We start from the raw sequence: 20,868 nt of genomic DNA, 5'->3' as shown, positions 1-20,868 counted from the left end.
ATACGAAATCGAGGCAACATTTCTTGACAAATGTGCATTGATCAAAATAGGAATAATTGGTATAAAGGTTAATTTTGATTAAGACATATATATATCTGAACAGAAACGCCTATTTCAAGATTTAATGAAACCGCAGCCTACCCTACTCTTCTTCCCTTATGCTGGCAATCATTTGATTGACATTAGCTTCAACATTGGAGTCACCAATAATATATACTCTGAATTTCTTCATTTCCCACTCTTCATCATCAAAGTCCCCATCGCGCCATCCTTCACAAACTTGTTCAAGTAATAACAATAAATCGGCTTTGTCCTCCGGGCTCTCTTCTGATAGAAAACTATCAAATGATGAGATAATGAGTTCGATAGCTTCATGTTTAATCCATTGCAGATCGAGCAACATGTCGTAGAGTGCATCTAAATTTTCCCCAAAATAACCGGGAAAGCTAAGCTTGTCAACTAATAGTTCATAAAAGGCAGAAATGTCCTTGATTTCATTTCCATCGATTTCAACAATAATTTTGTTCTTTCCTCTTTTGAATTCTGTCTCCGGAGAGGCTATTCGGATAAATTTCATTGTGGTTTTAGTGAATTTCTTTAATGTAAATAAACGTTTTGTAATGATCTTTTGTATAATATGCAGTTTCTTCTGAAGTGATCAACCTTTCTGGTCCCCTATTTACACCTTTCACTTTTTCATGGACATCCCATTCTCGATAATTGATCTTCTGACTATTTTCATTCAGTATTGGGAGTCTTTTCTCCCTGTTATAGAATATACGACCTCCCACATAATTGCGAGGAGCCCTTTTGTTGATACGAATATAAGTCAATATTTCTAATACGTAGTCGGGTACTTCATCATTTTTTTCGATAGAAGTATTCTTAAAGGAAGAATTCCTTGAATCGTGCCTTAATTCTTTAGTTCCAGAGGTATTCTCATTAAAGGTTTTTTGATCGGAAACAGAAGTTTTATTGCAAGAAAATAAGCAAATGGCACAAAAAAATAAAAATGTAAATTTTAAATAACGACCCATCAATAACTAATTTCAAAGCAAAGTAAACAGAATTTCAAACGTTTATACAATTTTCATACTTATATATAATAAATATGAATCATTTGTTAAAGTTAAGATAAATATTATCTTTGCAGCCGTTTAAGAAAACCAATAATTGGTGGGCCTGATTTTAGGCTCAAATAATTTTCAAAAAATATTTAAAAGTAATATGGATTCATTAATGATTTATTTACCTATTTTATTTGCCCTCATCGGCTTAGGATATATGGCTTATAAAAGGTCATGGGTTTTAAAACAAGATGCCGGAGACGGTAAAATGAAAGAAATTTCAGAACATATTTATGAAGGAGCACTTGCCTTTCTAAATGCTGAATATAAACTCCTTACCATTTTTGTTATTGCTGCAAGTATTGTATTGGCAGGTATATCATTCATTGTTCCCACTACTCATATATTGATAGTGGTGGCCTTTATATTTGGTGCCTTCTTCTCTGCATTAGCAGGCAATATGGGTATGAAAATAGCCACTAAAACCAACGTTCGTACTACACAGGCTGCCAGAACAAGTTTGCCACAGGCATTGAAAGTTTCTTTCGGCGGAGGCACAGTAATGGGTCTTGGAGTAGCAGGATTAGCTGTTTTGGGGTTGACAAGTTTCTTTATTATTTTGTACCATGTATTCATGGGAGGTCAATGGACCAATAATGCTGACATGACTATATTACTTGAGACATTGGCAGGATTTTCTCTTGGAGCAGAATCTATTGCATTGTTTGCTCGTGTAGGTGGCGGCATTTATACTAAAGCTGCAGATGTTGGAGCAGACTTAGTAGGTAAAGTTGAAGCAGGTATTCCTGAAGATGATCCACGTAACCCTGCTACTATCGCTGATAACGTAGGTGATAACGTAGGTGACGTAGCTGGTATGGGTGCTGACCTTTTTGGTTCGTATGTTGCGACAGTTCTTGCAGCTATGGTACTTGGTAATTATGTCATAAAAGATATGGGCGGATCTATCCAGGATGCATTTGGCGGAATAGGTCCAATTCTATTACCTATGTCAATAGCTGGTTTTGGAATTCTATTTTCAATCGTTGGTACAATGCTTGTGAAAATAACCAGTAATGAAGCTAAAGAAAAACAAGTACAAGGTGCATTAAATGTAGGTAATTGGGTTTCAATTGTTCTTACTTTGATCGCTTGTTTCTTCTTGGTTAAATATATGCTGCCTGAGACAATAACTATGTCTTTCTTTGGAGAAGGAAGCAAACAGATTTCTTCTATGAATGTATTTTATGCTACATTGATAGGATTAGTAGTAGGTGGTGTGATATCATCCGTTACTGAATATTACACAGGATTAGGTACAAAACCAGTTTTGGCTATAGTTCAAAAATCTTCTACTGGTGCAGGTACTAACGTAATAGCCGGACTTGCTACTGGTATGGTTTCAACATTCCCTACAGTTTTACTTTTCGCTGGAGCTATCTGGGGATCATATGCATTGGCTGGATTTTATGGTGTCGCACTAGCAGCATCCGCTATGATGGCAACTACTGCAATGCAATTGGCAATAGATGCATTTGGACCAATATCTGATAATGCAGGTGGAATCGCTGAAATGAGTGAACTTCCAAAAGAAGTTAGAATGAGAACAGATATTCTGGATTCTGTAGGTAACACCACAGCTGCAACAGGAAAAGGTTTTGCTATTGCCTCAGCTGCTTTGACATCTCTTGCACTTTTTGCCGCATACGTTACTTTTACCGGTATAGATGGTATTAATATTTTCAAGGCACCGGTTCTAGCCATGCTGTTTGTTGGCGCTATGATACCAGTTGTATTCTCTGCATTAGCTATGAATTCTGTAGGTAAGGCTGCAATGGACATGGTATATGAAGTAAGAAGACAATTCAAAGAAATACCTGGTATTATGGAAGGAACCGGAAAACCGGAATATGGCAAATGCGTAGAAATATCTACTAAAGCTGCACTTCGCGAAATGATGTTACCTGGGGTATTGACTATTGGATTTCCAATTATCATTGTCATCTTCCCAATGTTGCTTGGATATGACAATAAAATGATTGCTGAAATGCTTGGTGGATATATGGCAGGTGTTACTGTATCGGGTGTACTTTGGGCTGTTTTCCAAAACAATGCAGGTGGAGCTTGGGACAATGCAAAAAAATCATTTGAAGCTGGTGTAATGATCAATGGTGAAATGACCTACAAAGGTTCCGATGCGCATAAAGCTGCAGTTACAGGTGATACAGTTGGTGATCCTTTTAAAGACACTTCAGGTCCTTCAATGAACATTTTGATCAAATTGACTTGTTTAATAGGTCTTACGATTGCGCCAATATTAGGTAATCATACTTCATCTGATACTGGTCAGAATGACAGCAAGAAAATCGAGATATTGAATATCAAACCTGAACCATCTAAGATGATTAAGTTTTAAGAATCTATTTTAATTGTAAAATATAAAGCGGCTGAGAAGACAATTCCAGCCGCTTTTTTATTAAACTATTGGCTTTAATCCCGCTTTTTGCAACATCTATCCAAAACTGTGAACTAAATTGACCCAATTGCTGTATACTTGTTAAATATTTATAGTTATAAAACCCATTATATGAGATCGTTTTTCAAAATAGTATTAGGATCGTGCCTTGGAATTTTCCTTGCATTCATAGCAGTATTTGCAATTGGAGCAATCGTAATAGGCAGTTTTTCCAGCTCAATGAGCAGCAACTCGAAAGTTATTGACTCAGAAAGCATTTTGAGAATAGATATGAGTACTCCGATGCCTGACAAGACTAACAACATAGCAAGTGAACCATTTTCATTTGAAAACAACACTTTCGTAGGAGTAATAGATGCGATTAAACTTATTAATCACGCAAAAACAGATGATAAAATAAAAGGTATCTATATTAATCCCGGAGGAAATTTTGTAAGTGGGCCAAGCGCAATAAAAGACTTGCATGAAGCACTTATGGATTTTAAAACTTCCAAAAAATTCGTTTATGCATATGGAGAAAACCTTACACAAGGTGGTTATTACATAAGTTCGGTAGCAGACAAAATATTTCTAAACCCTATGGGCGATGTAACATTCAGAGGCATGAGTATCGGAATGATGTATTTTAAAAACTTATTGGAAAAGCTCAACATTAAAATGAATATTTTTTATGTTGGTAAATTTAAATCTGCCACTGAACCACTTAGGGCTGATCATATGAGCACTGAAAACAGACTTCAGTTGAAAACTTTTCTCAATGGAATGTTTGATCAAACAATTGCTGATATTGCTCTAAGTAGAAAAATAGATGTAGCACAAATTAAAAACATTGCTTCACAGCTGCTCATTCAGGATCCTGAAGATGCTCTTAAATATAAGTTTATAGATCAAATAGCTTATGAAGATGAAGTATTTTCAGAAATAAAAGCAAAATTGAAACTTAAAGAAAAGGATAAACTACATTTTGTTTCACTATCAGAATATTATGACGCTACTACCCTATCCAAAGATTATAATGCTTCAGATAAAATAGCAGTAATTTATGCAGAAGGAGAGATAAATGATGGTAATGGGCATGATGGTGAAATAGGAGGACAAGCCTATGTCCAATATCTGAGAAAAGCAAGATTTGACGATAAGATAAAGGCTGTAGTACTTCGAGTGAATAGCCCGGGAGGTTCTGCCTTTGCTTCTGAACAAATGTGGAGAGAGATCGAATTAATCAAGAAAGCAGGTAAAAAAGTCGTTGTATCAATGGGAGATTATGCTGCTTCCGGAGGCTATTATATATCGTGCAATGCTGATTCAATCTTTGCAAATCCAAATACTATTACAGGATCAATAGGTGTATTTGGCATTATTCCTAATCTTTCAGGATTTTTCAAAGATAAATTATATATAACGATGGACTCTGTAATGACTGGTCCAAATGCAATGGGAATGAGCCCTTATTTTGATCTCAACCAAACAGAGGCGAATGCAATTCAAAAATCTGTCGAAAAAATCTATTCTACATTTACAGGTAGAGTTTCTAAAGGTCGAAGACTATCGCAGGTTGTAGTTGATAGCCTAGCTCAAGGAAGGATTTACAGTGGCAAGGATGCACTAAAAATCGGATTGGTTGACAAGATTGGAGGACTTGATGCAGCTATTGCCAGTGCAATTAAAATGACAAAACTAAAGGAATATAGAGTTGTGGAATATCCAGAAACTAAACCACCTCTTCAAAAGATAATGGATAAGATCTCAGGTAAAGAGGAAAGTGACGACTTGGTAAAAGGCGCCGTAGAGGCTGAAATCGCTAAACTTGCTCCTGAATACATTCAAGCCAAGAAAATGTTGAAGAATAATAAAATTCAAGCCAGACTGCCTTTTGTGGTTCAGTATCAATAATCTACTGGTAAACCAGAATTAACTTTTATGAGAATAGACATAATTGCTGTCGTTCCTGATCTGATGAATTCTTTTTTTGAGCATTCAATTATTAAGAATGCCCGTCAAAAAGGGCTTCTAGAAGTCAATATTATACCATTGAGAGCTTATGGCAAAGGCAATTATAATCAGATCGACGACTATCAATATGGCGGGCATGCAGGAATGGTCCTAATGCCGGAGCCTTTGGCAGAATGTATAGATGATTTGCTGAAAGAAACCAGCTATGATGAGATAATTTATCTTACTCCGGATGGAAAGACTTTTGATCAACGAATGGCCAATACACTTTCATTGAAAGGAAATATCTTATTCATCTGTGGTCATTATAAAGGCATCGACCAAAGGATACGTGATATTTATGTGACTTTGGAAATTTCTGTCGGTGATTTTGTATTGAGTGGTGGTGAAACTGCTGCTATTATCCTTGTCGATGCCATAGGCAGACTAATACCTGGTGTTATTAATGATGAGACATCAGCATTGACAGATACTTTCCAGGATGATCTTTTAGCTCCACCGGTTTATACCAGACCGGCAGATTTCAGAGGCCATTTGGTTCCTGATGTCCTAACATCAGGCCATGAGATGAAAATTAAAGAATGGCAGAGTCAGCAAGCTTTTGAAAAGACAAAGAGGTTGAGACCGGATTTGTTTGAGAAATGGGAGTGAGAGAGGTGAGAGAGTGAAAGAGTGAGAAGGTGAGAAAGTGAGGAGGTTAGAAGGTATAGAAGTCGCAAAAAGGGTAATGATGGTTATTCGTAACTGAAAATAAAAATGTTTACTGTAGGGACAGGTCGCGACCTGTCCCTACAGTAAACATTTTTATTTTTTAATACCATTAAGCGTTCCGGAATGAGTAGGTATTTCTTTTAGAACACTTCATTACCCAATACCCATTGTATTACATATTAGCAATTACCCATTACCCATTACCCATTTCAAAACTTCCAATCCAATCTCATACTAAAATTCCTCGGAGCCTCAAGCAGACCTGGTCTAGTCGAATATTCTTCATTCAAAGCATTGTTCAAATTGAAGCCTACTGTCAATTTATCCATGATTACAGGAACGATGACTCTGAATCCAATGACATTAGACCCTCTATCGTGGCTCGCTCTAAAATCGTGTACACCTGGAATTCCAAGATCAAAAACTTTGTCAATGGCCTCCATTTTACTGTTGTATTGATAGTAAGTACCCACTTCGAAACCTTTATAGACCAAACCTATATCTCCTCGAAACGAATGTTTCATTCGATATTTAAGGACATTATACGTCACAGTGGACTTAAATGTGTCAATCTCACTGAAATTTCTATACGTCGGTTCTATATTTGTGTATCCACAAAGTGTCCTAATTGTTACATTTCCTATATTTCCAGCACCCTGAATACCGATCTCGTATCCTTGTATACGCGTATCACCAATATTAAAAGATTGAAATCCTTTACTTATATTTTGAAGAACAAATTCCATCATATTATCATAATCAGATCTAAAAAAGGCAACATCAACAAACCCTTTCCAATTAGCGATCTTAAGTCCTTGTTTTATACCAATTTCAGCACTATAACCTGTTTCGGATTCAAGATTTGGATTTGGTGAGACCCGGATAGCTCCGGCAGTAGTTTTGATAAACTTTTCAGCTACTGTTGGATATCTATATCCTTGACCCCATGATGCCCTAATAGAAGAATATCTGGTAAGTAGAAAATTTGCACCCAATTTAAAAACTGGTTTGCTTTCCGAAGTTTCACCATTAGGAATCGCGATGCCATCGACCATCTCAGGACTTGTTAGTTTATTGTATTCATACCTTGCTCCAGCATTGATAGTCAACTTTTTAAAGAAAGTTTTGTCGAGTGAAACATATCCGGCTATATTGGTGGATGTATAAACAGTATCACCATAAAGTTTTGCTTCGATTCGAGTACCTGTATATACTAAACCCGCTGTAAATTCCATATTTAGCTTCTCCAAAGAATGTCGGTATCTGTACTCTAAATATTTCATATTTGATTTTTGAGATTGGTCATTCGCTACATTATTATTAATACTGAAATACCTTCCAATCAATTTGTGTTCACCACCACTTCCTCCCAAATAAGTCAATACAGGATCAATAAAAAAACGCAATTTTTTACTAGGCGAATAAGAAGTTGTATCACCCCGATAAGCATTGTCTCCCCCATCTCTCCAATACACGAAAGTATCGGATTCACCTTTATTGACAAGAGTATTTATAGCAACTTGTAATTTGGGAGCAATATTAAATTTTATATTCGCGAAGATCCTGCCTTGATGTTCGTAATTCCCTTGATTATAACTATCAGCATGAAAATAGTTTCCTCCAAATACACCATCCCATTTTTTAAATTTCTGTCGATGTACGATGCTTGTATTGCTTTCGAATGGCAGTGACGTCCACCATTTTTTTGCCTTGTCATTGGGAGACAAAAAACCAGTAAATTGAGTGCTTACGACTGTTTCTGGTTTACTTGTAGCCCAAGCCGTCCTATAATTAATGACACCATTCATAGCTGTTGATCCATATAATACCGAACCAGCTCCTTTCAGAACCTCTACTTGAGCCATATTTTCTATAGGAATGTCTCGCCAGTTTGGAAAACCTGCATCTGGCTGCATAGCAGGAACATCATTTACTGTCAGTAATACGCGGCTTCCGGCGCCGTAAGCAAAACCTGACCCACCTCTTATGTTAGCTTGACCATCGATCATTTGAATCCCGGGAATTCTATCGAGAAGATCTTCTAATGAACTTAGATTGTTAGAACGTAAAAGATCAGGCTTAATTATTTCTACTGAGGCAATCTCTCTGATTAGCTGTCTATCATATCTTCCGCTCACTACTGAAACTTCTTCTAATAAATTTGGGACAGCAGACATTTTCACTACCAACGAGTTATTAACTAACTCACTTTTTCTACCTTCTGCTATGAAAGTCTGGAACCCAACATAGGTGCATTTAATACTATAGTCCTCCTTATTTACAACAATATTTACTTTACCATTGGCATCTGTATTTCCTCCAGATCTTTCACAATAAACTGAAACAAATTCTAAAGGAGTGTCATTTTCTGCATCGAATATCTGTACGGTGACATTTGTTTGTGCCGCTAAAGCATTATATAAAAGCACAAACAAAATTATAAAAATCGATCGAATCATGTGTCGAATTGGTTGCATCATATAAATTTGTCGTAATTTAGCAATTGTATTTAAAAAACTTACTAAAATGAAATTAATCTTTACTCTTGGAATACTGTTTTTATCGCAATTGGTATTCAGTCAATCCTGCATTCCTGACACGACTCAGATACCATCGACCTCATTTATTTACCCGACTCCATATCAAGATACTGTGCCCGGATCAGGAATTCCAAATAAAGCATGCATAGGTACTGAATATAGCCAAGTTTTTCAAGTAAAAATCCCTACTTCAGTAATTTTTTTAGGATTTACAGTTCATGTAGAAAAAATTACGCTTAACTCGATCGACGGCTTACCTAATGGTTTGACATATGATTGCAATCCGAGCGGATGTGTAATGTTAAAAAACACTACAGGATGCATGAACATCCATGGCACTCCTACTGCAGATAATGCTATAAAGAAATATCCTATTAAGTTGAACTTCACTTTTACTACAACTGAATTTGGTGCTCAGCAACTAAGTTTCCCGGATGCTACTATCGCTCCAGGCATATATGAAATCGATTTGCTTTCAGCTGGCTCTCCCGGGTGCCTAGCTTCAGTCAATAATACATCATTAGATTTGGATTACAGTGCATATATAAATGAAGGCCTTGACCAAATGATACTTAAAATTCAATCGAGAGAGACAATCAAAGGAATTGTTGAATTGTATGCAAGTAATGGAGCTAAAATTACTGAAAAATCGATCAATATTTTCAATGGTAACAATGAGTTTGCTTTGAATATTAACAGTTTAAAGAGTGGAGTCTACTTTTATAAAATAAAAACTGGAAGAAGATTTGAAACAGGCAAAATATTTATTCCTCGTAATTAATATTGAATACATATAAATTAGTCATATTTGTGCATCATAATAAAATGATGCACTAATCAAGTAAAGTAGTTGGATTGATGCCAAACGTCTTATTAAAAAATGCCTGTACTGCCTTTTCAGGACAAAAAAGCCAACTTAATGATATTTTTATTTCAAATGGTAATATACAGGAGACAATTCCTAACGACTTACCATTGGATAGCGAAATAAAAGACTTGGATGGGTCCATTGTATTCAATAATATGATTGATCTTGGAACAACTATATCAGAGCCGGGTCATGAATACCGAGAAACATTAGAACAAACATGTGAAGCCGCCTCATTGGGCGGCTTTTCTGCAATTATATCTTTTCCTAATACTTTCCCCAGCATTGACAATCGGTCTTCAATTGAATATCTTCGTTCAAGGTCAGGTAAGTTTCATGGTATCCAAATCCTTCCTATAGGAGCATTGACAAAAGCAAATACAGGAGAAGAATTAGCTGAAATTCTGGAAATGAATGAAGCTGGTGCAATTGCATTTTCTGATGGCAACCATCCAGTAAAAAATGGAGGAATGTTGTTGAGAGGATTTGACTATATAAAGGGCATTCAAAAAGTACTTTTAAGTACTCCATATGACATGGAATTATTCCCCAAAGGACAGATTCATGAAGGTTATATTTCAACCCTTTTAGGAGTTCCAGGTATTCCTGCGCCTGCAGAGGAAATAATAGTACACCGAGACATCGAACTGGCGAGATATACACAAGGAAAATTGCATATCAATTGTATAAGTACTAAAGGAAGCGTCGAACTTATAAGAAAAGCTAAAGCAGAAGGACTTGATGTAACATGTTCTGTTTCCGTAAATAATCTAATTTTTTCTGTAGAGGATCTTTTGGAATATGATTCCAACCTAAAACTTCTCCCCCCACTTAGAGAGAAGGAAACTTGCATAATACTTTGGGAAGCAGTAAAAGACGGAACGATCGATGTGATAACTTCTCAGCACAGAGCCCTCGAACCGGAAAAAAAGGATTTGGAATTCCCTTATGCATCCTTTGGAGCAATGGGATTACAAACAGCAATTATTGCATTATTGACAAGATACCCTGAAGAAGAGACGATAAGTATATTGCAAAAAGTATTTAGCGATAATATTATTCGTATTTTTGGATTGGAAGTATATTTTCAAGAAGACAAAATCGCAATCTTTGATAAATGTGAAAATTATAACTTTGGGATAAATGAACTTGCCTCTAATAGTTATAATAGCCCTTTTATCGGTAGAAGTTTTAATTACAAATTGAACCACATAAAAAATTAAATATATGAATTATAATACCTATGAAATGCCACCTTTGTCAATTAGTCACAAGAGTGTATTAAATACCGGCTTCCTATTAGCTATGGTAGGTATAGTCTTTGCGTTGGCGCCATCTCTCGCCAACACCGTTGAAAACAAAGGACTTGGAATAGCTATAAATATGATCTCTTTATTTATAACAGTTATTATTTATTTTATTACGTTAAAAAAATATCGTGACGAAGAATTAGGGGGGTATATGACTTTCGGAAGAGGGTTTCAATTTGTCTTTTTCGCTAGTATAATTGTAGCCATTGTCACCAGCATTTTTGTTTTTATCCAAATGAAGTACATTGATCCAAGCATGATGGATGAAGCTATGAATCAGCAAATGGCCGAAATGGAAAAACAAGGTATGACAGAAGAACAAATGGAAATGGCTTCTCAAATGACCGGAATTTTTAAAACTCCAATGGCAATCGCTATTATTTCACTTTTAGCACAACTATTTTGGGGAGCGATCTTAGGTTTAATTTTTGGAGCAATTATGAAAAAATGGCCACCGCCTGTTCAACATTCAACTCAAGTCTACAAAGACCTGAATGAAGAAACAAGTATTTAATACTCATAGCAAAGGTTAAGCATAAAACCTTACATTTGTGAGCATTTTCAAAATAATTGAATGGATCCCGAATTAATTCAAATTTCTGTTGTCGTCCCTCTATATAATGAGGAAGAATCTTTGCCTGAGCTTACTGACTGGATCAGAAAAGTGATGATAGCAAATAATTTCAGCTATGAAGTCATTCTTGTAGATGATGGAAGTACTGATGATTCCTGGAAAATAGTAGAAATGCTTTCTACAGCGAATCCTTATATAAAAGGAATTCGTTTTAAAAGAAATTACGGCAAATCGGCTGCGCTTCATGAAGGATTTACAATGTCACGAGGGAATGTAGTCATTACGATGGATGCCGATCTTCAGGACAGTCCTGAGGAAATACCCGATCTATATAAGATGATCACTGTAGATGGTTTTGATCTGGTAAGTGGTTGGAAAAAGAAAAGGTACGATCCCCTTAGCAAAACGATACCAACGAAATTATTCAATGCTGTGACAAGAAAGATCAGCGATATTCAGTTGCACGATTTTAATTGCGGTTTGAAAGCGTATAAAGGCAAAGTAGTTCATTCTATTGAAGTCTATGGCGAAATGCATCGTTATATACCGATAATAGCTAAATGGGCAGGATTTGGTAAAATAGGTGAAAAGGTAGTTCAACATCAGGAGCGGAAGTATGGCGTAACGAAATTTGGGTTCAACAGATTTATCAATGGTTTTTTGGATTTGTTGTCCATATTTTTTGTTGGAAAATTTGGTAAGAAGCCAATGCATTTCTTCGGATCTCTTGGTGTCATTGCATTTTTCATTGGATTTATAATATTAATCGAACTGAGCATTGAAAAGATATTTTTCAATATCGGTGGAATTGCCGATAGACCTTTATTCTTCCTTGGAATGCTTTGCACTATAATTGGTTCGCAGCTATTCCTAACGGGCTTTGTTGCTGAATTGATCAGTAGAAACTCAGCAAGTCGCAATCATTACCTGATTGAGGAAAAAATTGGTTTATGAGCCACATGCTGAACATAGCCAACATTCTTACGGAACATGATACCGTGCTACAATCGGTTAGAAATGATGCCAAACTTCTACAAAATTTAGAAATATTCACCAACAAAGTAATAGAGTGTTACAATCTTGATGGAAAGATCCTCCTTTGTGGTAATGGCGGTAGTGCTTCCGATGCACAACACATCGCTGCTGAGTGGCAAGGAAGATATTTACTGGATAGAAGACCGTTACACGCAGAGGCATTGCATGCAAATACATCTTACATCACTGCAGTAGCAAATGACTATGGCTTTGAGCATATTTATTCAAGGGCAGTTGAAGCACAAGGCAGAAAAAATGACATCCTGATCGGACTTTCTACTTCAGGCAACTCTCCTAATATTGTCGCTGCATTATCACAAGGGAGAAAAAACGGCATGTACTGTATTGGAATGACCGGCAATAAAAATGATACTAAGATGTCGGAATTTTGTGATCTTTTGATTGCAGTTCCTTCTTCGGTAACAGCTCGTATTCAGGAAATGCACATACTCATTGGACACATTGTCTGTGAACTATCAGAACAAAAACTTTTTGGTGAGTCAATCTCTTGAAATACCGGATATAGATAAGTCATGGACTATTTTTCTTGACAGAGATGGTGTTATTAATGAGCGTATCATGGGCCATTACATCACCAAGGTGGAGGACTTTAAGTTTTTACCGGGAGTCATTGATGCCATCGGAATCTTCAATAAATTATTCTACAAGACTATCATCGTCACGAATCAGGCAGGTGTAGGAAAAAGGTTAATGTCCCAAAAAGATCTAGATGACATTCACAACCACCTTGAATCAGAATTAAAACTCAATGGCGCTTTTGTAGACAAGATCTATGCCTGCACTGACTTACCATCCAAGGCATCAAATCACCGCAAGCCTAATCCTTATATGGGAATTCGCGCATCACATGATATGCCGGGTATCGAACTGAAAAAATCTATCATGGTCGGTGATACAAAAAGTGATATGCAGTTCGGCAGGAGGCTTGGTGCTTTAACTGTACTTATCGAGCATGGATTGGAAGAGCAGGCTGAAATTGAATATTCGTTGATTGATTATAGATTTTCTTCTCTTTTCGCATTTGCAAGTTCTTTGTAAGACAATAAGCAAGAGGTTAGCAATATTAACTTAGATCTTTTGATGACTAAGTTATTTCGGAAAACATTCAGGAATTAAGACCATTAAAAGTGATTGTTCCCTATCAAAAAATTATCATTTTCAAATAATACATACTTTATAAACTAATGCTTCAATGATAATTATCATTATTCACTTTTCATTCTTCATAAATAAGTAGTCTACTCCCTCGGTTCCACAATCCCAAGAGGTGCGATTCGGGATAGGGTAACCTTCGCTCAGCGTTCCATAGCGAATGATATACAATAATTTAAAGAAAAACTATGATCGTGAGGTTCGGCGTAGGTTAACCTACGTCGGGGTGTCATCAAAGTTTACTTTGAAATTTACAAAAAAGATGTGTATAAACCCTAGCTCCAAAGAGGGACATCTGCTCCTCATCTTACTTTTGTTTATTGATAGAAAAAAATTGAATAATCAGAAATAGCCTGAGCCAAAGATCTTGTGTGAATGCAGGTTCGTCTATTATTCATTTTTCATTATTCATTAAAAAACCCACTCCCTCGGCCTTTTACCTAAGCTCAGCGTTCCATAGCGAATGATATACAATAATTTAAAGAAAAACTATGATCGTGAGGTTCGGCGTAGGTTAGCCTACGTCGGGGTGTCATCAAAGTTTACTTTGAAATTTACAAAAAAGATGTGTATAATCCCTAGCTTCAAAGAGGGACATCTGCTCCTTATCTTACTTTTAGTTATTCAGAGATTGCTGTGGAATGTTCGAAAATCGCCTGCATCCATAATCAAGGAACAATGTCGGCTCTCATTATTCACTATTCATTTTTCGTTATTTATTAATACAAGTGCCACCAAACTGCCTCTGGTAATTCCGCCTCAATTGTTATCAGTTCTTTCTTCACTGGATGAATGAATTCCAGAGATCGACTGTGCAAAGCTATTGATAGGTCCGGTAAAGGCGATTTAGCACCATATTTGATATCACCGATGATGGGTGTGCGCATAGACGCCATCTGAACACGGATTTGATGTGACCTACCTGTAAGTGGCGTGATCTTAATGAGTGATGTTCTGTTTACTGAACTTTGTACTTCATAATCCAACTGGGCAAATTTTGCTTCTTTGGGATATTTACCTGTAGTTGGAAATGAACGAACTGTATTTGTTTTTGGGTCTTTAAGTAAATAATGCTCCAGACTTCCTGTCGGCTTTGCAGGAATTCCTTCTAAGACAGCAAAATATGTTTTCGTTACATTTCTACTGCTGAAGAGTAAATTCATGCGTTCAAGTGCTTTGCTTGTTCTTGCAAAGATTACCAAACCGGTTACCGGTCTATCCAGCCTGTGAATACTACCCAAAAAGACTTCCCCCGGCTTATTGAAGGCTTCTTTGATATATATTTTCAGAGCATCTACCAACGAAATGTCTCCTGTCTTATCTCCCTGAACTAACCAGCCGGCCTTCTTATTGATGGCGATGAGGTGATTGTCTTCGTAAACGATGCGGGATTTAAGTTCTAACTGGTCGATCAAAGGTTGGGAATTATGAATTTTTGAAGTGCATTTTGGTTATGTGGCAAAGACTCCCCCTTGGCCCCCTCTATGAGAGGGGGATATTGGATTGGCCGGATATTTTTCGTTTTTAGACTTTTATTTTTATCACTTTATAATTTGGAGTATTAATTAATTATATCTTGATGAAAGGAGCATTTGAAACGAGTTCATTGCCATTGTAAATCATCATTCTGTATGAACCGAAATGTAAATTCGACACATTAATATTGTCTAATGCAGATATAACTTTGCCATTTTTAATTAATTTTCCATTAATATCAATGATGCTCCATGTTAAATTATTTAAAGCGGATTTTTTAAAATCAAGCTGAAGAAATTCACTAACTGGATTTGGATAGATCTTCATTCCTAAATCATCCACTTTATGACTTCCTAACACGATATCTCCTTTGATGACCTGACCTTTAGCTGCAAGCCATAATTCAGGGTCAAATTCCACAGTTTCAACAACAAATCCTGGATTTAAAATAAAAACTTGGCCAGATGATGTGTTTTCCAACCTAACAATAGTTTCTTGTCCCTGGCCTTTTAATCTCACTGGTACAGGCATTTCATAAAAGTCGACGGATGGATCTGATGTAGTTTGCGATAATTTTATCAACAACTTATCCGGCTCCTGATCCCACTTAACTTCATATGTCGGAAATCCCTGACCCACAAACCAATCATCAAAGTATTCCTGAAGATCCTGTCCGGAAATAGCCTCCATTTGCGCTTGAAATTCCGGTGTCAAAGCAAATCCATGCCCTTTGTCATTTAAATAATTTCTCATCCCGGCAAAGAAATCCTCATCACCTAGCTTCCATCTCAACATATGTAACAAATACGAACCTTTGTTGTAAGATAATCTTGAACTGAAGATACGATTGACACTTGTAGGATCACTAACTTTGACAGAACCTCCCGGTTGAGAAGTGATAGAATTGATCTTGCCAAGTTTCCAGTTGTACCAGGTATCTGCTGATTGAAAATGCTCTCTCGTAAGACCTTCAAGATATGTTGCAAAACCTTCATTTAACCAGATATTTTCCCAATCACCACAAGTAATATAATCTCCAAACCATTGATGACCAAGTTCATGTGCAAGTAATCCCCAGTCAAAACTAACGACATAACTCATCGTTTGATGCTCCATTCCACCACCCCATCCAAACTGGGCATGGCCATATTTTTCATCCCTAAATGGATAAGAAACGAAGAGACTATCATAATATTCAAGTACTCTTACATTATCGGCAGTGCCATTCTTAGCAGCATTCAAGCTCTCAGGATAAACATAGTTTACCATAGGCATTATTTTGCCATCGCTTAAATGTACATCATCAATATATGCTACATAATTAGTAACTGAAATCGCAATAAGATAGGCAGCAATTGGATGTCTGTGTTTCCAGTGAAATAATTTCATATCGCCTGGAAGTGATCTTTCTTCAGTCAGAACACCATTACTTGCCGCGCGATATTTAGAACCGGTAGTGACATAAACGTCGATGCTATCTATTTTATCATCCAACCCATTTTTGCAAGGCCACCAATCCTGGGCACCGAAAGGTTCTGACAAAGTCCACAGTGCAGGATCATTATTATTACCATGGGTACTCTGAATGAAAGATCCAAAACCACCTGATGGTGGAACTCCGTGATAATAGATAGAAATACTGTCTAGTTGGCCGGTATTCAATATCTGACCTAGGTCTATTTTTAAGACATAATCATCAGGCTGGGTATAAGACATCGCTTTATGTCTATAAATAATGCTGTCAATGATCAATTCGTTGGAAAGATCGAAATACATTTCATTGAATCCATCAGTTAAAGGAATGAAATAAGGAGTTGCTGAACCCTTAATAGCATATACAGCAGGATCAATATCCCATTGAAATCGGTAATATTTCAAATCATAATTTGTAGTTAAAGGATTGGAATACTTCTGTAGGTCGATTAGATTTCTTGCTGAATGTGCCTTATTGCAATAGACTTCATTCAACTCATCGTGCTGTGTAAAGGAAGAGGTAAGGGAAAATAAAAAACATAATGTAAGCAAGGAGTTTGCTACTTTATTAAAAGAATACATGTTGGTCCATTTATGTGTTGAAAATCAAAGGTAGTCAAAGGTTGATAATATTTATTAACCAAAAAGTTTATACATAGTTAACGTGTTGAATTTAGAAAAGTGAACCACGATAAACATTTACAGTATAATTTCAGTTAATAAACATAAAAATACGAGATGACGCTATCCTTTGCTATTTCTCCATGTCCCAATGATACTTTTATTTATGGTGCTATTGCAAATCAACTAATTGAATCTCCACATGAATTCGAATTTTCTTATCATGATATAGAGACATTGAACAAAATGGCTCAAACTGGAAAAACCGATTTGATCAAAATGAGTTTCTATAATTACTTTCATGTAAAAGATAATTATAGATTACTCCCATGTGGAGGTGCTCTGGGAAGAGGTGTTGGGCCGCTTTTAATAACTAAAAATATAAATGAATTTCAAGGACATAATTCCATAAGAATAGCTATTCCCGGAAAGAATACAACAGCTAATTTCTTATTAAATTTTTATAATCCTGAATATACCGAACTTATTGAATTCCCTTTTGATAAGATAGAACAGGCAGTACTTAATGGTGATGTTGAGGCTGGTGTGATCATCCATGAAAACCGATTTACTTACGCAGATAAAGGTCTTCAACTATTAGTTGATTTGGGCAGTCACTGGGAATCTGTCACCTCATCCCCTATTCCACTTGGCTGTCTGGCTGTAAGACAGGATATCGCTGATGAGATTGAAGAAGATATCATAAAATTAGTTAGGCAAAGTATATTATTTGCACAAAATGATTATTCCGCTATAAAAAATTATGTGGCAGATCATGCTCAGGAAATGGATCCAAAAGTAGCCCAGGCGCATATAGAACTGTACGTTAATGACTTTTCCTATGATATGGGCAGTGAAGGCTGGAAGGCTGTAGATGCAATGGAATTGCATTTGAAAACAAATCAACTTATAAATTAATTGTCATTACATATTTCAAATATTTATATGTTACTTTGTCTGATATAAGAGCCATTATTCATTGAAAAAACTTTATGCCATAGTCGATATTGAAACCACCGGTGGTACAGCGGCGAGGGATAAAATCACTGAAATTGCCATCGTACATCACGATGGAGAGCGCATCACAGATAAATATTCTACGCTGGTTAATCCTGAAAGATCAATTCCTTACCACATTATTGGTTTGACTGGCATTACAAATGACATGGTGGCCAATGCCCCAAAGTTTTACGAAGTAGCAAAAGAAATCATTGAGTGGACAGAAGGTCGGATATTTGTAGCACACAACGTAAATTTTGATTACGGATTCCTGAAAGAAGAATTCAAAAGTCTGGGTTATACCTTTACCCGATCGACCTTGGATACAGTAAGGTTGAGTAGATTGGCATTTCCGGGACATAAATCTTACAGTCTCAGTAACCTCATTCTGAGATTTGACTTAACAGTGAAAGATCGTCACAGGGCTCTTGATGATGCCTGGGCGACTGCTCAGATATTCACTATGATAATGGAATCCGGAGCTTATGAAGGCACAGTAAATAACTTTATAGCCATGGGCATTCGTGCTTCAAATCTCCCTCAGGGAATTACATTGCAAGATATTCTTGGACTTCCTGAAAGTCATGGTGTGTACTATTTCAGAAATAATGAAGGGACGTTGATCTATGTTGGTAAAAGCAAAAATATTAAGAGTAGGATAGCACAGCATTTCACCGACCACACGGCAAAATCAACCAAAATACGTCAAAGTACACATACACTCGATTATGTAGAAACAGGCAATGAACTGGCGGCGCTAATTCGGGAATCCATTGAAATCCGTTCCTTGAATCCTTTATATAATAAAGCTCAAAGAAATGCAAGTTATCCTTACGTTCTAATAATCGACGAAAAAGGGATTAAACCAACAATGAAGTTGATCAAGACTAAGGATGCCGCACCTGATCAACGAAAGATCAAATATTTCACACACAAAAAATTAGGAGAGATATATTTAAATTCAAAGGTTAATGAACTTGCGATTCGCTTTTCTGAAATTGATGAAGAGGAAGATCGAGGAAATAATTCACTCTTAAATATGTGGCTTGGGCTTCAGGAAGTTACGGAAGAGGTAAGTGCTGAAATATTAAAATCAACATTTCACAAATTTATATCTCAAATTTCTCTATGGTTTGACGAAGACTTTCTGCTAATTGCAGAAGGAAGGAGCGCCGAAGAAAAGTGTATCTTCATGATTCACAATGGACAATTCTACGGCTACGAATATCTGGACGAAACGGCACAAATCAGCAATGTTGAAAATATGAAAGATCATATTAAACAAGTATTGTATCATCCTGAAATGGATCTAATCATTCATCATTTTATCAAAAAAAATCCAGGCAAATTCAAATTGATTAAATTTTGAAAAAAGACAGTTTAAACCATGAATGACCGACAAATATTTCAAAAACATTTAGCTCAAACCAGCCCTTTCCCACTTTCCCTGGAAATCACCGGTTCTGAAGGAATATATCTGATAGATAAAGATGGTAAGAAATACGCCGATATGATCAGTGGTATTGGTGTCAGCATCATTGGCCATCGGAATGTGGATATTATTAATGCCATCTATACTCAAACCCAAAATTTTATGCATACCATGGTCTACGGTGAACATATAATGTCGCCACAGACTCAATTGGCTGCCTTTCTAACCACTATTTTGCCACCACATCTAGACAATGTATATCTGGTCAATTCGGGAACAGAAGCGGTGGAAGGTGCTCTGAAAATAGCAAAAAAATATACAGGAAGAACTGAGATTATTTCCTGTAAAAATGCATATCATGGCAGTACCGCAGGGTCAGCCGCCTTAATGTCTCATTCAACATTCTCCGGTCCTTCAAGACCACATATACCCAATGTCAAACACATTGAATTCAATGATTTTACTGATCTAAGTTTAATCACTGAAAGAACAGCCGCTGTCGTCTCCGAAGTAATTCAGGCTGAGGCTGGAGTTATTTTATCGGAGGAAAATTTCCTAAAAGCTCTTAGGCAGAGATGTAATCAGACCGATACAGTGCTCATTCTTGATGAGATCCAGACAGGATTTGGTCGGACAGGCAAATGGTTTGCATTTGAGCACTACGGAATAGAACCGGATATCCTATTAGTTGGCAAAGGTTTAGGTGGAGGCTTGCCGCTCGCAGCATTCATTGCAAATAAAAAGATAATGTCAACAATAGCGGATCGACCTATCCTGGGACACATCACTACATTTGGAGGTAACCCTGTTTGTTGTGCTGCATCACTTGCCACATTGAAATATATCGAGGAGCATCAGTTGATTCAATCTATTGCCTCAAAGGAAGAAATTATTAAAAACCACTTCAAAAATGCACCGGGTCTAAATATAAGGATCAAGGGTTTATTTGCTGCTATTCAATTAACTGATTTCAATGACGTTCAGCAAGTTTGCAATTCTTTAATTGAAAAGGGTGTACTTGTGGATTGGTTTCTATTCAACGATAGCAGCATTCGCTTGGCGCCACCGCTTACTATAAGTGAAGAAGAATTAAAAGAAAATATTGAAATGATCATTTATCAAATTAAATCGTTATAAATTTACAAGTTGTATCTCTTGCA

The 20,868-nt window shown here is 36.5% G+C and carries 17 protein-coding genes; 12 read left to right on the top strand and 5 right to left on the bottom strand.

Features of this window, described 5'->3' with window-relative positions; genetic code table 11:
• Nucleotides 1–142 precede the first annotated feature (142 nt).
• Nucleotides 143–577 (bottom strand): barstar family protein, encoded by a 435-nt coding sequence (locus IPI15_RS04430; RefSeq protein WP_287419330.1) that lies wholly within the window; start codon nt 575–577, stop codon nt 143–145.
• 7 nt (nt 578–584) lie between these two features.
• On the bottom strand, nt 585–1,037 hold the full coding sequence (locus IPI15_RS04425; protein WP_287400995.1) for a ribonuclease domain-containing protein: 453 nt from the start codon (nt 1,035–1,037) through the stop codon (nt 585–587).
• Nucleotides 1,038–1,227: 190 nt separating this feature from the next.
• Between IPI15_RS04425 and IPI15_RS04420 the strand changes: the two genes are divergently transcribed.
• From IPI15_RS04420 to trmD, 3 genes are all read left to right on the top strand, one after another.
• Nucleotides 1,228–3,483: a sodium-translocating pyrophosphatase gene (locus IPI15_RS04420; protein WP_287400994.1), complete on the top strand. Its 2,256-nt coding sequence runs from the start codon at nt 1,228–1,230 to the stop codon at nt 3,481–3,483.
• Between the two features lie 171 nt (nt 3,484–3,654).
• Entirely contained in the window at nt 3,655–5,436 is a 1,782-nt protein-coding gene (gene sppA, locus IPI15_RS04415; RefSeq protein WP_287400993.1) for a signal peptide peptidase SppA, read from the top strand.
• 27 nt (nt 5,437–5,463) lie between these two features.
• Nucleotides 5,464–6,147 (top strand): tRNA (guanosine(37)-N1)-methyltransferase TrmD, encoded by a 684-nt coding sequence (gene trmD / locus IPI15_RS04410; RefSeq protein WP_287400992.1) that lies wholly within the window; start codon nt 5,464–5,466, stop codon nt 6,145–6,147.
• 269 nt (nt 6,148–6,416) lie between these two features.
• Here trmD and IPI15_RS04405 read toward each other — a convergent pair whose 3' ends face one another.
• Entirely contained in the window at nt 6,417–8,666 is a 2,250-nt protein-coding gene (locus IPI15_RS04405) for a TonB-dependent receptor (protein WP_287419328.1), read from the bottom strand.
• A 67-nt stretch (nt 8,667–8,733) separates the two neighbouring features.
• Here IPI15_RS04405 and IPI15_RS04400 point away from each other — a divergent pair, with 67 nt between their 5' ends.
• The 6 genes from IPI15_RS04400 (at nt 8,734) to IPI15_RS04375 (ending at nt 13,593) form a co-directional block, all read left to right on the top strand.
• Nucleotides 8,734–9,528 (top strand): T9SS type A sorting domain-containing protein, encoded by a 795-nt coding sequence (locus IPI15_RS04400; protein ID WP_287400990.1) that lies wholly within the window; start codon nt 8,734–8,736, stop codon nt 9,526–9,528.
• A 77-nt stretch (nt 9,529–9,605) separates the two neighbouring features.
• Nucleotides 9,606–10,838, top strand: a complete 1,233-nt coding sequence (locus tag IPI15_RS04395) for a dihydroorotase (RefSeq protein WP_287419326.1) — start codon at nt 9,606–9,608, stop codon at nt 10,836–10,838.
• Between the two features lie 4 nt (nt 10,839–10,842).
• A complete protein-coding gene (locus tag IPI15_RS04390) occupies nt 10,843–11,439 on the top strand; it encodes a DUF4199 domain-containing protein (protein ID WP_287419324.1) in 597 nt (198 codons plus the stop codon).
• Nucleotides 11,440–11,514: 75 nt separating this feature from the next.
• Nucleotides 11,515–12,453 (top strand): glycosyltransferase family 2 protein, encoded by a 939-nt coding sequence (locus tag IPI15_RS04385; protein WP_502711642.1) that lies wholly within the window; start codon nt 11,515–11,517, stop codon nt 12,451–12,453.
• Nucleotides 12,450–13,046 (top strand): D-sedoheptulose-7-phosphate isomerase, encoded by a 597-nt coding sequence (locus IPI15_RS04380; protein WP_287400987.1) that lies wholly within the window; start codon nt 12,450–12,452, stop codon nt 13,044–13,046. Before IPI15_RS04385 ends, IPI15_RS04380 begins: the two co-directional genes overlap by 4 nt.
• Complete coding sequence (locus tag IPI15_RS04375) at nt 13,030–13,593, top strand: D-glycero-alpha-D-manno-heptose-1,7-bisphosphate 7-phosphatase (RefSeq protein WP_287400986.1); 564 nt, start codon at nt 13,030–13,032, stop codon at nt 13,591–13,593. The genes IPI15_RS04380 and IPI15_RS04375 overlap by 17 nt, the downstream gene beginning before the upstream one ends.
• Before the next feature lie 833 nt (nt 13,594–14,426).
• On the opposite strand, the gene IPI15_RS04370 is transcribed toward IPI15_RS04375, so the two are convergent.
• Together IPI15_RS04370 and IPI15_RS04365 are read right to left on the bottom strand one after the other, a co-directional pair.
• The gene (locus IPI15_RS04370) at nt 14,427–15,122 is read right to left on the bottom strand and encodes an RluA family pseudouridine synthase (RefSeq protein WP_287400984.1); all 696 of its coding nucleotides are present in this window, start codon (nt 15,120–15,122) and stop codon (nt 14,427–14,429) included.
• A 154-nt stretch (nt 15,123–15,276) separates the two neighbouring features.
• A complete protein-coding gene (locus tag IPI15_RS04365) occupies nt 15,277–17,238 on the bottom strand; it encodes a M1 family metallopeptidase (protein WP_287419321.1) in 1,962 nt (653 codons plus the stop codon).
• A gap of 156 nt (nt 17,239–17,394) precedes the next feature.
• On the opposite strand from IPI15_RS04365, the gene IPI15_RS04360 reads away from it, so the two are divergent.
• The 3 genes from IPI15_RS04360 to IPI15_RS04350 all read left to right on the top strand — a co-directional run bounded on the left by IPI15_RS04360 (nt 17,395) and on the right by IPI15_RS04350 (nt 20,845).
• Nucleotides 17,395–18,195, top strand: a complete 801-nt coding sequence (locus IPI15_RS04360) for a 1,4-dihydroxy-6-naphtoate synthase (RefSeq protein WP_287419319.1) — start codon at nt 17,395–17,397, stop codon at nt 18,193–18,195.
• 61 nt (nt 18,196–18,256) lie between these two features.
• Entirely contained in the window at nt 18,257–19,645 is a 1,389-nt protein-coding gene (locus IPI15_RS04355) for an exonuclease domain-containing protein (protein ID WP_287400981.1), read from the top strand.
• 18 nt (nt 19,646–19,663) lie between these two features.
• Nucleotides 19,664–20,845 (top strand): aspartate aminotransferase family protein, encoded by a 1,182-nt coding sequence (locus IPI15_RS04350; RefSeq protein WP_287400979.1) that lies wholly within the window; start codon nt 19,664–19,666, stop codon nt 20,843–20,845.
• Nucleotides 20,846–20,868 lie beyond the last annotated feature (23 nt).

Source organism: Candidatus Brachybacter algidus (assembly GCF_016707225.1).
Lineage (GTDB): Bacteria > Bacteroidota > Bacteroidia > Chitinophagales > Saprospiraceae > Parvibacillus > Parvibacillus algidus.
The sequence above is the reverse complement of the archived record's forward strand: the minus strand, read 5'-3'. Positions and strand labels throughout refer to the sequence as shown.